The following is a 12,746-nucleotide window of genomic DNA, read 5'->3' on the forward strand; positions in this document are numbered from 1 at the left end:
CCGTATGCCTATCTCAAGGACGTGCTGACACGCCTGCCGACGCAACGGGCGAGTGAGGTCGGCCAACTGCTGCCGCATCAGTGGGCGCCTGCCTGAGTCGCGCAAGGTGAGTTCGGCGTACGCTTACGAACTTTTGGTATTTACATGGGAAATAGTCAAGGGTGTCGGTGCAACTTTAAATCCATGGCGGTTAATGGTGCTGTATACACGGCGGCATCGATCTCAAGTGCCTATTTGCAAAGGATCCGGTGCTTGACCTGTGTCTTACACACAGGTGTAAAACGTATCAATGAGTGGCGAGTTAATCCTAGGTTTGACGCTATAGATTGATTTGGATCAAATGCAGTTTGCCGAGATGGCCCACAGTGTTTGTATCGCAATATTCAGTGGGAAGATAACAATGCGTGTTAACGAGTTGGCCAAAAAGCTCGGAGTTAGCGACGACACTATTCGCTACTACACCCGCGCTGGTTTTGTAACACCCGGCAAAGACCAATCAAATGGTTATAAGTCATATCGCGAGCGCGACGAAAACCGCCTCCGGTTTATTTTAAGTGCACGGCAACTGGGGTTTTCTGTGGCCGATATTGCGCAAATACTGGCTGAGGCCGATGGAGGTAAAAGCGCCTGCCCCACGGTGCGCCACCTGATTGCCCTGCGCCTGCAGGAGACTACGCAACGGTTTGAGGATATGCAGAAACTGCGCAAGCGCATGCTCGCTGCACTCAACGAATGGGGCAGTAGGCCGGACCGGCAGCCCAGTGGCAACAGCATCTGCCATCTGATCGAAGGCTTTACGTTGTAAAGCCCGGGCTTAGCTTGCAGGCGACCCTGCGCTGTTAATTCTGACGTCAATAATAAGGACCCAACCATGAATCACAGTCCTCCGGCTTTCCACGATCACGGTCATCTGACACCTGCCGAAAATCAAGCGACTGCTATTGCGAGCAGTCAAAGCCTGATTATTGAAGGAGCGGGCTGCGCCAGTTGTGTTGGCAAAATTGAAAAGGCGCTCATGGCCGTGCCTGGCGTGCAATCGGCAGAAATGAACTTCGCCAACCGCACGGTACAGGTACAGGGCAGTGCGGCTACCGAGTTGTTGGTGAAAGCGGTGGAGCGGGCCGGCTACAACGCCAAAAATATGGCCAGTGAGTCGGAAAGCGATGTGCTCGATGAGAAAGAACAAGCTGACTTGGCCTATTACCAAAGATTGATGCGCAAAACCTGGATCGCGCTGGCACTGGGTGTGCCACTGATGATCTACAGCCTGGTGGTGGGCGAGATGACGATTACCACCACGGTCGAGCGCGTTGTCTGGCTGGTGGTGGGGCTGCTGACGCTTGCGGTGATGATTGTGTCGGGCCGTCACTTTTACGTGGGGGCATGGCAATCCTTTAAAAATCATTCGGCCAATATGGACACCCTGATTGCCTTGGGTACTGGCACGGCATGGCTCTACTCCATGGTGGTGGTGTTCGCACCAGATGCAGTGCCGCTGATGGCGCGCCATGTCTACTTCGAAGCCACCGCCATCATCATCGGTCTGATCGATCTGGGGCTGGCGCTAGAGCTGAAAGCGCGTGGCCGCACCAGTGAGGCGATCAAACGCCTGATCGGCTTGCAAGCCAAAACCGCACGAGTGATTCGCGACGGCGAAGAACTGGACATTGCAATCGAGCAGGTGTTGCTCAACGATTTGGTGCGCGTGCGCCCCGGTGAAAAAATCCCGGTGGACGGAGAGGTCCAGGAAGGCCATACCGCCGTCGATGAATCCATGTTGACTGGCGAACCGATGCCGGTGGAGAAGTCTACGGGCGACAAGCTGGCGGCCGGTACCCTGAACAAAACCGGCACCTTGGTTTTCAAAGCTACCCGCGTGGGTAAAGACACGGCGCTGGCGCAGATCATCAATATGGTCAAGCGTGCGCAAAACTCCAAACCGCCCATCGGGCGCATGGCCGATGTGATTGCGGCCTACTTTGTGCCAGTGGTAATGATCATCGCAGTGCTGAGTGCGCTGGCTTGGCTGAACTTCGGGCCGGAACCGGCCATCGCTCTTGCCATAGTCTCAGCCACGACTGTGCTGATTATTGCCTGCCCCTGTGCACTCGGCCTGGCTACGCCGATGTCGGTGATGGTAGGGGTGGGCAAAGCGGCTGAGGCGGGTGTCCTGATTCGCAACGGTGAGGCGCTGCAAACCGCGTCGAAGATCACCGCCATGATTCTGGATAAGACCGGGACCATCACCCTAGGCTCCCCCAAGGTGACCGACATTGTGACCCAGGCCGATTTTAATCAGGAGCAGGTGCTGCAACTGGCGGCCAGTGTGGAGTCCGGATCAGAACATCCGTTAGCGATGGCCATTGTTGAGTCGGCCAAGGAGCGCAACTTAACCCTCGACAAGGTCGAATCGTTCAATGCCATCGCCGGTCAGGGTGTAGAGGCACGGGTCGCCGGCCAGGCGTTGCTGTTCGGCAATGAAAAGCTGATGCGCGAGCGCGGTATCAATGTCAGTGAATTCATTGAAGCGGCCCAGCGCCTAGCCAGTGAAGCTAAAACGCCCATGTATTTTGCGGTGGATGGTCGGTTTGCCGCCATCATCGCGGTGGCCGACCCCATCAAGGAGGATTCCGTTGCGGCTATCAAGCGCCTGCAGAACAACGGCATTCGCGTGATCATGCTCACTGGTGACAACCGCGCCACCGCCAAAGCCGTGGCAGAAAAAGTGGGCATCAGTGAGTTTTTTGCCGAAGTTCAACCCGCAGACAAGGCCAAGAAAGTGGCCGAATTGCAGATGCAAAATGAAATTGTTGGCATGACCGGGGATGGCATCAACGATGCTCCGGCGTTGGCGTTGGCCAATGTTGGCTTTGCCATCGGCACGGGCACCGATGTGGCGATTGAAAGCGCGGATATCACCCTGATGCGTGGGTCGCTGCACGGACTGGCCGATGCGATTGCAGTGAGCAAGGCCACCCTGCGCAATATCAAGCAAAACCTGTTTGGGGCTTTTATCTACAACGTTGCCGGTGTGCCAGTAGCGGCCGGCGTGTTGTTTCCGGTGCTAGGCGTGCTAATGAACCCCGTCATCGCTGGCGCCGCCATGGCATTTTCCTCCGTCACCGTAGTTACCAATGCCAATCGCCTGCGCCTGTTCAAGGCGCAGGAACATTAACTGTCGTATAGCACGAGGGATTTCACCATGTGGCTAATCAATATTGCAGGGCTGGTCCTGATTGCCCTGATTGTTTGGTGGTTCTGGCTGTATAAGCCGAAGGAAGTCGCCCTGGGCGAGCAAGGTTTGATGGTCGTCGTGGAAAATGGCGGCTATACACCGGCCAATATTCAAGTGCCAGCCAATACCCCAATCAACCTTACCTTTTTGCGCAAGGATGCAACGCCCTGTGCCGAGTTAGTGTTGTGGCCTGACTTAGATATCAGCGAGACACTGCCGCTGAACAAACCCATACAAGTTGCTCTGCCAGCGCTGAAGGCAGGGGACTATGCCTTTCATTGCCAAATGCAAATGTATCGCGGTGCCTTGCACGTGAAATAAGGCAGGCGGTGGGCCAGTGTTTTTATTTTAGCGTAGAGGCCGAATATGAGTAACGAAAAAAGTTCTTTCTGGTGGTCGCCTAAAGGATTAGCAGCGCTGGGTCTGATTGGTGCGGTCAGTTATTTTTTGCTGATGGAGCATCGCCAGCATGTGTTTGTATTTTTGCCGTTCCTAATCATTTTGCTGTGCCCGTTGATGCATATTTTTATGCACGGTGGACATGGTGGGCATGGTGGGCATGAGCAGGGCGGTGCAGATACGCCCAAGACTATGTCCGGAGACAGTGCCGCCGAGCGCGCCGCCTATCAGCGCGGGCTGGATACAGGCAAGCGCCAGACTGACCACCATCAACACTAAGGAGCTAGGTTATGCACAATGAGTCCGCTTATGGTCTCTGGACTTTAGTAATAATAAATTCCGCTATTTTCATTTTTTTTGCGTTCAGCTTTACCAAGCCGCAAACCAAGGCCGATTGGCGCAGCCTAGGCGCATTCTCTGCGTTTGTGGTCGCGCTGTTCACCGAAATGTATGGCTTTCCACTGAGTATCTATTTTTTGTCGGGCTGGCTGGCTGAAAAATATCCGGGGGTGGATTTCCTATCCCATGAAAACGGCCATCTGTGGCATACCCTTTTGGGCTTTGAGGGTAACGCCCACTGGGATCCGCTGCATATTGCCAGCAACGTAGTCATCGTACTGGGATTTTTTATGCTCTCCTCGGCGTGGGCGGTATTGCACAAGGCCCAACAAACCCGATCACTTGCTAGCACTGGCTGGTATGCCCGCTGCCGCCACCCGCAATACATCGCTTTTATTATGATTATGTTCGGCTTTTTATTGCAGTGGCCAACGCTCCCCACGCTGGTGATGTTTCCAATATTGGTGGTGGTTTATTTGCGACTCGCCAAACGCGAAGAGCAAATGGCGTTAGCTGAGTTTGGCGACGAATACCGCGCATATATGCACAACACACCGGCCTGGATTCCCATGATCAAAACCTCTCTACCCAATGTCGACAGAACCTGAGGAAGGCAGTCATGAAAAAGTTAATTACTAGCATCGCCATCGCCGCCGCAGTAGCCACCCCCGTTGGTGCCAATGATGATGGACCAGGCGCAGATGATGAAAACGCATGAACACATGAACACATGCATGGAATGAAAAAATGATGGCTGAAGTAAAGCAAGAAACATAATGCGGAAAAACGCCAAGTGCTGATAGAAAAAAACATAAGTGAATCGATGCTCGTATGAGCATGATGATGCCGATGGGCTCGGCAAATAATAGTCAGACTGACCATGCCCATGACTAACAGCTGACGACCAGCGTGCTGCTTGCAGCGATGGAGCTAATAACGTGAAAGAGACAGAGGAAAAACCAATGGAAACTTTGATTATTAAGATTGATGGCATGCACTGTGGCAGCTGTGTGGCCGGTGTGGAAAAAGCATTAATACAGGTAAACGGCGTGCAATCAGCCGCCGTTTACCTGGAAGCGGGGCAAGCGACGGTTACCTACGACCCGGCTTATGTCAGTACGGCCGATCTCGTCTCGGCAGTCGTTACTGCCGGTTACTCGGCTCGCGCCAATGCCGAACCGGCACCCGCTCCAGCTCCAGCTCAGAGCGGGCATTGTGGTAGCGGCAGTGGCAAGAGCAAAGGCGGGTGCTGTTAGTTGTAAGTGGTCATATTTCCCGGCGCAGGTGCTGACGGAAATGGGCAAGCCGATTACACCACCGATAACCCTGATGGGCAGGGTTATCGAAGCGGGTCAGAGTGCCGTTGGCCCGCTTCGATCTGTCCGTGGGCGCCGTTGTCAATAGTGTATCTGCAGTCAAACGATTGGAACCCAATGGGGGTTAATGATGAGCGAAAGCAAGCATCGTCTGGGCGTTTCAGAAACCAATTTGGTCGTGCGCCACCTCAAACTTGCACCTCAGAACCTGGGGCGCGTTGAGGACGCGATTAAAGAAATCGACAACATTTACGGCTTGAGCTATCTCAAAACCGTGTTTCTGGTTGGCTCGATCCTGCTCTCGGCCTCGGCTTGGGCTGAGGGCGGCGGAGATCGAGTGATGGAACGCATGGAAAACATGCGTAATAAAGCGGAAACCGTTCTGATTCAAGCCGAAAAAGCCCCAGCGGGCCAACGCCATGTGCACATGGCAGACCACATGAAAATGCTTGGCGAGATCATGAGCCAACTCCATCAAGACCATCCCGATGCATCAATGTCGCCCCAACAGCATCTCGCCTGGATGGAGAAGCACGACAAAATCGTCGATGACGTTTTGAACCAAATGCAACGCGAACACAAACTAATGCTTTCAGAAAACCATCAGTAAATATCCTGTTTTCAAGGCTTTTCGCAATTAATTGCGATTACAAACGACGTCGCTTAGACGCCGTTGTTTATTTTAAAAACTGACAGAAATGTAGTGCTCAGGTCAGTTAACTGGCAGCTCAGTCGCTTTAACATAACGAGTGTTTTTCTCGCTCATCCTTGAGGTCACTATGAACGCTAAATTTTGTACCCCTGTTATCGCGACAATGGCTCTATTTTTCGGTGCTACAGCCATGGCTAGTGTGGGGCATGGCAAAGATGACATTGGTCAACCTGGAACCGCTGCCGAGGTTACCCGCACCGTTGAGGTGAAAATGGGCGACATTTTCTTCGCGTCCAAAAACATCAATGTCAAACCCGGAGAGACGGTTCGATTCGTCCTGCGCAACGAAGGTTCGCTGCTGCATGAATTCAATATTGGTAACGCAGCTGCACATGCTGCTCACCAAAAAGAGATGGCAGCCATGTTCCAGAACGGCACGCTCACGCCTATTGGGTCCGGGCAAAGCATGAACGATATGGGACACAGCATGGGAGGAATGAAGATGGTCGGGATGGAGCACAACGATCCCAACAGTGTTTTGATCGAACCTGGCGCAACCAAAGAGCTCATTTGGACGTTCACCAAGAGCGCTGGGCTGGAGTTCGCCTGCAACGTACCAGGTCATTACCAATCAGGAATGGTTGGTCAGTTTGAAGTGAAGTAAACGTGGCTTGATCGATATCACCGCCTCAAAGCGAGCGTTGACTACTCTCAGTCGCAGACGTCACCGCAACTTTTGCGAGGACAGTGGGGACTACATCATGACTAACCATCAGCATTCGGTTGAAAACGCTCCTTCGTCTTTCTGGAGGAGCAAAACGGGTGTCTTACTGATCATGCTGGTTGCGATCAGCGCTTTCTACGTGGTCAGGGAACATTTCAGCCATGTTTCGCCTTATTTACCCTATCTGATCCTGTTGATTTGTCCTTTGATGCATTTTTTTGGACATGGCCATGGAGGGCATGGTCGAGATGGTGATCAGGCAGAAGCCAACAAGGATGAGGACGGAAAATAATCATGGCCACCAACACGAGCCACCACGACCATAATCACTCCCATCCATTAAACCCCCAAGGTGAAGGTCTACGTGATCCGGTGTGCGGCATGACCGTCACGGAGCAGTCTGTTCACAAGTTAACGCACGAGGGCCGGCCTTATTACTTCTGCAGCACCAAGTGTCAGGGCAAGTTTGCGGCGAATCCGCTGCAATACCTCACGCTGGCACCACCGGCGGAGACAGCGCCAGCGGCCGCCGGCACCATCTACACCTGCCCGATGCACCCCGAGATACGTCAGGACCATCCGGGCAACTGCCCCAAATGCGGCATGTCGCTGGAGCCCTTGCTGCCGGAACTCGACGACGATGAGAACCCCGAATTGCGCGATTTTCAGCGCCGCTTCTGGTGGACCTTGCCGCTGACAGGCATGGTCTTTGTTCTCGCCATGTTCGGCCACCGTTTCCAGTGGATGGACATGACCGTGCAGAGCTGGGTCGAACTGGTGCTGTCGATCCCCATCGTCCTGTGGGCCGGATGGCCGTTCTTTACGCGCGGGTGGCAGTCCGTGGTGAACCTCAGTCCGAACATGTGGACCTTGATTGGTCTGGGCACCGGTGCGGCTTTCGTCTATAGCGTGGTCGCGACGGTCACGCCGCAGGTGTTCCCGGCCTCGTTCATCTCCATGGGCCGCGTCGCCGTGTACTTTGAAGCGGCCGCCGTGATCATCTCGCTCACGCTGCTGGGCCAGGTGCTCGAACTCAAGGCCCGGTCGCAGACCTCGGCGGCCATCAAGTCGCTGCTGGGCCTGGCGCCCAAGACCGCCCGCCGCATCCGGGAGGACGGCACCGAAGAGGATATCCCGCTGAACCATGTACATGTGGACGACTTGCTGCGCGTTCGCCCTGGCGAGAAGGTGCCAGTGGACGGCGTGGTAACTGAAGGCGGCAGCTCGGTCGATGAATCCATGCTCACGGGCGAGCCGATACCGGTCACCAAGCGCGTGGGCGACAAGGTGATCGGCGCCACGCTCAACACCAGCGGCGCACTGGTGATGCGCTCTGAACATGTAGGCGCGACCACAATGCTGGCCCAGATCGTGCAGATGGTGGCGCAGGCCCAGCGTTCCCGGGCGCCGATGCAGCGCATGGCCGACGTCGTGGCGGGCTACTTTGTCGTCACCGTTATGGGGATCGCCCTGCTGGCCTTCCTCGGCTGGGGCCTGTTCGGTCCCGAGCCGCGCTGGGTGTTCGGCCTGATCAACGCGGTGTCGGTGCTGATCATTGCCTGCCCCTGCGCGCTGGGCCTGGCCACGCCGATGTCCATCATGGTCGCCACCGGTCGCGGCGCAACGCACGGCGTGCTGTTCCGCGATGCTGCAGCGATCGAAAACATGCGAAAAATCGACACCCTCATCATCGACAAGACCGGCACCCTGACCGAGGGCCGTCCGACGTTCGAGCGCGCCGTGCCTGCGCCCGGCTTTGATGCCGACGAGGTGCTGCGCCTGGCCGCCAGCCTGGACCAGGGCAGCGAGCACCCGCTGGCCGAAACCATCGTGCGCGCCGCCCGCGAGCGCGGCATGCTGCTCGACAAGCCCGAGAATTTCGAGTCCGGCTCGGGCATCGGCGTGCGTGGGCAGGTGGCAGGGCGTCAACTGGCGCTGGGCAACACCACGCTGATGGAGCAGATCGGCGTCTCGGTCGCTGCCCTGGTGCCGCAGGCCGAGGCCTTGCGCGCAGAAGGCGCCAGCGTGATGCACCTGGCAGTCGATGGCCAGCTGATGGGCCTGCTGGCCGTGTCCGACCCGATCAAAGCCAGCACGCCGGAAGCCTTGGCGACGCTCAAGGCTTCGGGGCTGCGCATCGTGATGGCGACCGGCGACGGCCTGACCACGGCCAAGGCTGTTGCAGCCCGCCTGGGCATCGACGAGGTGCATGGCGAGGTCAAGCCGGCCGACAAGCTGCTGCTGGTGGAAAGGTTGCAAAAGGAAGGCCGCGTGGTGGCCATGGCGGGCGACGGCATCAACGACGCGCCGGCGCTGGCCAAGGCCGATATCGGCGTGGCCATGGGCACCGGAACCGACGTGGCGATGAACAGCGCCCAGATCACGCTGGTCAAGGGCGATCTACGCGGGATTGCGATTGCGCGCGCATTGTCGGAAGCCACGGTGGGCAACATGAAGCAAAACCTGATGTTTGCCTTTTTGTACAACGCGCTGGGCATCCCGATTGCGGCCGGCGTGCTGTATCCGCTGACCGGCTGGCTGCTGTCGCCGCTGATTGCCGCGCTGGCCATGAGCTTGAGTTCGGTGTCGGTGATCGGCAACGCTTTGCGGCTGCGAAACAGACGCGTATGACTCCGCTGTTTTGGTGGTATCAACGGCGGCTGTCACGGTCAAGGAGGTGAATCACAAGATTAGAGGCGGCGTGGCCGGTAATGGCATCCAAGACGGGCCGCCGCAGGCTGAGGCCTGACGATAGAAGTTTTATTTTCTCAATAAGGATTAATCATGCTGACAAGTAAAGGTAAGTGGTTTTTAACGGCAATACAGATCGGGCTGCTGGCCTGGTCCGGCGCTACATGGGCCGCTGACAAGGTGTATGTGGCCAATGAGGGCGCTGACACGGTCAGCGTGCTCGATGCCGCGACGTTCAAGACACTGGCAAGCGTGCGCGTCGGCAAGACACCGCACAACGTGCAGGTATCGCCCGACGGAAAGGTCGTATGGGTGACCAATAACGGCGAGCCTGATCAGGCGGCTGGCTCTGTGCATAAGGAAATGGTCAAAGGTGAACACAGCGCGATGGCGACGGTAGGAGCCGTTTGGGCCATTGATACCAGTAGTGACGCGGTAATCGCCAAGGTGCCGGTCGGCACGCACCCGGCCCATGTGGTGGTGTCGCCAGATGGCCGCTTTGCCTACGTCACCAACGGCGGCGACGACACGGTGAGTGTGATTGACACATCGGCGCAGAGTGTTGTCGCCACAATTCCGGTCGGTAAGTTTCCCCACGGTCTTCGCATCAGTCCGGACGGCAAGCAGGCCTACGTCGCCAACCTCAAGGGCGGCACGGTGTCGGTCATTGATACCGTCAGCCAGAAGGAGATCGCGCAGGTGCAGGTAGGCAAGGGTCCGGCTCAAGTCGGCTTCACGCCGGACGGTCGTCTTGTCTTGGTGTCGCTGTCGGAGGAAAACGCAGTCGCCGTGATAGACCCGGCCACGCGCCAGGTGATTCGCAAGGTCGCCGTCGGAACGGTGCCTATCCAGCTGTACGTCACGCCGGATTCGCGCACGCTGCTGGTGGCCAACCAGGGCACGCCGAAGAAGCCTGGCAAAACCGTCAGCCTGATCGACCTGGAGAGTTTCAAGGTCGCCAAGACAGTCGTGACTGGCGCCGGTGCTCATGGCGTGGTCGTCGACCGTGACGGACGGTACGCATACGTTACCAACACCTACGCCAACTCGGTCTCCGTGCTCGACGTGAAGGACCGCAAAGTCACGAAGACCGTACCGGTCGGCAAGGCCCCCAACGGCATCAGCGTGACGCCTTGACGGTTTGACCGTCGCGTGCAGCCCAGGGAGCGAGACCCAAGCCCTGGAAAAAATCCGCGAAGCCTGCAACGACGCCTGCGAGCAGGCGTTTAGCCTGCTGTTTCAGAACCCCGTCATGTTCGACACATAGCGATCGCTCACGAAGTGAATCGGGTAACTGACTATTTGTCTCTGATCGCTGAAGACAAGGGCATCGTTTTGGAAGTGACCGGAGATGCAAAAATCTTGGGAGGCCGTTTGCTGGTGCAGCGTGCAATCACCAATCTGGTGTCTAACCCTGTCCGTCATGCCGCTTTCAATTCAAAGGTCACCTTAGCCATCGCTGCAGAAGGCCCAAACGTCACCTTGGCGGTGACCAACTTGGGTGAGTCGCCCCGGCCCATCTGGAGCGGGTCCTTGATCGCTTTTACCGCGTTGATTCCGGCCGTGCGCGCTCCGGTGGGCGGTACCGGGCTCGGCCTGGCCATTGTGCGTTCCATCATGTTGTCCCATGGCGGACAAGTCCGGATGTGCAGCCAAAAGGATGGCGAAACGCCTTTCACATTGGTATTTCCGGCTTTAAAGCAGTCCGGCAAGCCTCGACCAGGAAAAGTTAGAGCGGCTGGGAAATCTCCATCAACGGTTTGATACTGGAGCCGAATCGCCCAATCGCTTCCCTATGCTCTTTAAGTTGGTTGTAGGGAAGATATCGGATGCCCAGCTCGGATACTCGCGAGAAAACGGGTCTCTTGAGTTGCTGTGCAACCTCATCACGGCGATTGTCGGGGGCGACCAGAAACAAGGGCTGGCGGCTCCTACCTGCGTACCCAGTGCAAGGTCTAGCATGCGTACGATCCCCGACCCTGACAGGTGTGCCTGATTGAGGTGTGCTCCAGCCTGACATAGGCCGTGTCACAAAGGCTGAAGCCGGTCGGTTGTCGCTTAGTGTGCGGAACTCCGTTTTCTGCGATCTCCCCAAACCAGGGTGCAGGCAAGACTTGACCTTGCCATCATGTCAACGTTTATGCTGTGTTTGCGGCTAAAGAAGCCGCTCAATACGAGAGGAATAACTATGTTCGTCTTAGATGTGTCCGGCATTGGTTGCGGCAGCTGCATTAGCAAAATCACCAAAGCTATTCACGCGTTGGATAGCGAGGCAAGGGTTTTGGTGGATCGTGCTGCCGGCAAGGTCAACGTTGAAAGTAGCGAAAACCCTGAGCGAGTCCGCGCAGCTGTGGAAACATTGGGTTTTCCTTCCAAAATCAGCGCCTGATGGTGCTGATCCGCTCCAGCTTTAACGCTCCCATATACAGGCTCTCCCTGGGTTCATTTCAGATATGAGCCCAAGGCTGAGATGAGCTGGGCCACGTCTTCTTGGCATTTTCCTGGAGTAATAGCTTCAGTACCTATCCAGCCAGCCTCAATGGTTCAATGTGCATAATGTGGTAGGCAATGGGTCGAAGTCTGCTGACATTGAGTTTAGGGCAACCAAGGCAGAGATAACCGGCCTATTCTATAATGCGGGTACTTATTTTTTGGCAATTACTCCCCACGAAGAGCCTTAATCAGGCCTTTAAATGAACCATTGAGTCGGGTGAACGCTGCCTCGAAATGAATTCCATTTTCCGTATACTTCGCAAGCTCGACTTGCTGATCCACGGTATTTTGGTCCAGGGACGGTTGATTTGGAATTCTGTAAAGTAAAGCTCTCTCATCAATTTCGGCTGCTGATCCGTTCCCAGCAATGTGCTTTAGGTTTGTTGTTTGTAAAGAAAACTGAGCATCCGTCATTCGCTTTGACTGGCTTGCAAGCAAGGCAGGAAAGTCCAAGTCGCGGGCCTTGAAATTTGGCGTATCGGCGTTAGCTATATTATTGCTCAGCACCTCCGCTCTTTGGCTGCGATAAATTAACGCTCTTTCCGCAGAACCAACGGCTTTTTCAAAACTAATACTCACACCTAATCACCTTTGTGGAATTACCAGACCCGACGCAATACGCATATCGAACACTCAAGGTTAAATACAATGCATCAGCGTCGACGAATTTCAGATCCTGTTCAGCTGTTCAAAAACCATCGAATCTCTTTAAAAATGACGGGAAGCTTACAAAATTGTCATATATAAATTTTAATCGGTTAAATACGATGCAGTGTTGCTTGGATGAGTGAGAGCTTACGAATTAATCCGCCTGCTATTCAAGAGAAAAGTGGCAGCCTGACACAACTGTAATATTCACCTAAGGTTTCTGACAGGGGATGAGTCCTAAAGTTATAT

General features: G+C 55.5%; 15 protein-coding genes. 14 read left to right on the forward strand and 1 reads right to left on the reverse strand.

The annotated features are described in order from the left end of the window. The 14 genes from HBO19_RS21010 to HBO19_RS21075 form a co-directional block, all read left to right on the forward strand. A partial coding sequence (locus HBO19_RS21010; protein ID WP_147392735.1) for a transposase domain-containing protein occupies positions 1-96 on the forward strand: 96 nt, incomplete at its 5' end. 304 nt (positions 97-400) lie between these two features. Continuing rightward, entirely contained in the window at positions 401-805 is a 405-nt protein-coding gene (locus tag HBO19_RS21015) for a MerR family transcriptional regulator (RefSeq protein WP_034114930.1), read from the forward strand. A 66-nt stretch (positions 806-871) separates the two neighbouring features. After that, positions 872-3,175: a heavy metal translocating P-type ATPase gene (locus HBO19_RS21020; RefSeq protein WP_080758784.1), complete on the forward strand. Its 2,304-nt coding sequence runs from the start codon at positions 872-874 to the stop codon at positions 3,173-3,175. 27 nt (positions 3,176-3,202) lie between these two features. Beyond that, positions 3,203-3,556: a cupredoxin domain-containing protein gene (locus HBO19_RS21025; RefSeq protein ID WP_034114914.1), complete on the forward strand. Its 354-nt coding sequence runs from the start codon at positions 3,203-3,205 to the stop codon at positions 3,554-3,556. A 45-nt stretch (positions 3,557-3,601) separates the two neighbouring features. Then, positions 3,602-3,913, forward strand: coding sequence for a DUF2933 domain-containing protein (locus tag HBO19_RS21030; RefSeq protein WP_034114913.1), 312 nt, complete (start codon positions 3,602-3,604; stop codon positions 3,911-3,913). A gap of 11 nt (positions 3,914-3,924) precedes the next feature. Continuing rightward, complete coding sequence (locus HBO19_RS21035) at positions 3,925-4,581, forward strand: isoprenylcysteine carboxylmethyltransferase family protein (protein WP_034114912.1); 657 nt, start codon at positions 3,925-3,927, stop codon at positions 4,579-4,581. A gap of 330 nt (positions 4,582-4,911) precedes the next feature. Then, positions 4,912-5,229 (forward strand): heavy-metal-associated domain-containing protein, encoded by a 318-nt coding sequence (locus tag HBO19_RS21040; RefSeq protein WP_080758783.1) that lies wholly within the window; start codon positions 4,912-4,914, stop codon positions 5,227-5,229. Positions 5,230-5,545: 316 nt separating this feature from the next. Beyond that, the gene (locus HBO19_RS21045; protein WP_029611224.1) at positions 5,546-5,899 is read left to right on the forward strand and encodes a co-regulatory protein PtrA N-terminal domain-containing protein; all 354 of its coding nucleotides are present in this window, start codon (positions 5,546-5,548) and stop codon (positions 5,897-5,899) included. A 169-nt stretch (positions 5,900-6,068) separates the two neighbouring features. Further along, complete coding sequence (locus tag HBO19_RS21050; protein WP_016779390.1) at positions 6,069-6,605, forward strand: plastocyanin/azurin family copper-binding protein; 537 nt, start codon at positions 6,069-6,071, stop codon at positions 6,603-6,605. A gap of 97 nt (positions 6,606-6,702) precedes the next feature. Beyond that, positions 6,703-6,957 (forward strand): DUF2933 domain-containing protein, encoded by a 255-nt coding sequence (locus HBO19_RS21055; protein ID WP_034114928.1) that lies wholly within the window; start codon positions 6,703-6,705, stop codon positions 6,955-6,957. A gap of 89 nt (positions 6,958-7,046) precedes the next feature. Beyond that, complete coding sequence (locus HBO19_RS21060) at positions 7,047-9,296, forward strand: heavy metal translocating P-type ATPase (protein ID WP_262386311.1); 2,250 nt, start codon at positions 7,047-7,049, stop codon at positions 9,294-9,296. 153 nt (positions 9,297-9,449) lie between these two features. Then, positions 9,450-10,493: a cytochrome D1 domain-containing protein gene (locus tag HBO19_RS21065; RefSeq protein ID WP_170058232.1), complete on the forward strand. Its 1,044-nt coding sequence runs from the start codon at positions 9,450-9,452 to the stop codon at positions 10,491-10,493. Between the two features lie 165 nt (positions 10,494-10,658). After that, positions 10,659-11,120 carry an ATP-binding protein gene (locus tag HBO19_RS21070; RefSeq protein WP_170058233.1) on the forward strand — a complete coding sequence of 154 codons (462 nt, stop codon included), beginning with the start codon at positions 10,659-10,661 and terminating at the stop codon, positions 11,118-11,120. Positions 11,121-11,544: 424 nt separating this feature from the next. Further along, the gene (locus HBO19_RS21075) at positions 11,545-11,745 is read left to right on the forward strand and encodes a heavy-metal-associated domain-containing protein (protein ID WP_034114911.1); all 201 of its coding nucleotides are present in this window, start codon (positions 11,545-11,547) and stop codon (positions 11,743-11,745) included. 269 nt (positions 11,746-12,014) lie between these two features. Here HBO19_RS21075 and flgB read toward each other — a convergent pair whose 3' ends face one another. Next, on the reverse strand, positions 12,015-12,428 hold the full coding sequence (flgB, locus tag HBO19_RS21080) for a flagellar basal body rod protein FlgB (protein WP_170058234.1): 414 nt from the start codon (positions 12,426-12,428) through the stop codon (positions 12,015-12,017). Between the last annotated feature and the right edge of the window lie 318 nt (positions 12,429-12,746).

Source organism: Pseudomonas sp. WS 5021 (assembly GCF_012985535.1).
Classification (GTDB): domain Bacteria; phylum Pseudomonadota; class Gammaproteobacteria; order Pseudomonadales; family Pseudomonadaceae; genus Aquipseudomonas.

Excerpts from the sequence above, each read along its gene's own strand:
- HBO19_RS21015 (WP_034114930.1), top strand. The coding sequence starts at position 401 with ATGCGTGTTAACGAGTTGGCCAAAAAGCTCGGAGTTAGCGACGACACT.
- HBO19_RS21020 (WP_080758784.1), top strand. The coding sequence starts at position 872 with ATGAATCACAGTCCTCCGGCTTTCCACGATCACGGTCATCTGACACCT.
- HBO19_RS21025 (WP_034114914.1), top strand. The coding sequence starts at position 3,203 with ATGTGGCTAATCAATATTGCAGGGCTGGTCCTGATTGCCCTGATTGTT.
- HBO19_RS21030 (WP_034114913.1), top strand. The coding sequence starts at position 3,602 with ATGAGTAACGAAAAAAGTTCTTTCTGGTGGTCGCCTAAAGGATTAGCA.
- HBO19_RS21035 (WP_034114912.1), top strand. The coding sequence starts at position 3,925 with ATGCACAATGAGTCCGCTTATGGTCTCTGGACTTTAGTAATAATAAAT.
- HBO19_RS21050 (WP_016779390.1), top strand. The coding sequence starts at position 6,069 with ATGAACGCTAAATTTTGTACCCCTGTTATCGCGACAATGGCTCTATTT.
- HBO19_RS21055 (WP_034114928.1), top strand. The coding sequence starts at position 6,703 with ATGACTAACCATCAGCATTCGGTTGAAAACGCTCCTTCGTCTTTCTGG.
- HBO19_RS21060 (WP_262386311.1), top strand. The coding sequence starts at position 7,047 with ATGACCGTCACGGAGCAGTCTGTTCACAAGTTAACGCACGAGGGCCGG.
- HBO19_RS21065 (WP_170058232.1), top strand. The coding sequence starts at position 9,450 with ATGCTGACAAGTAAAGGTAAGTGGTTTTTAACGGCAATACAGATCGGG.
- HBO19_RS21075 (WP_034114911.1), top strand. The coding sequence starts at position 11,545 with ATGTTCGTCTTAGATGTGTCCGGCATTGGTTGCGGCAGCTGCATTAGC.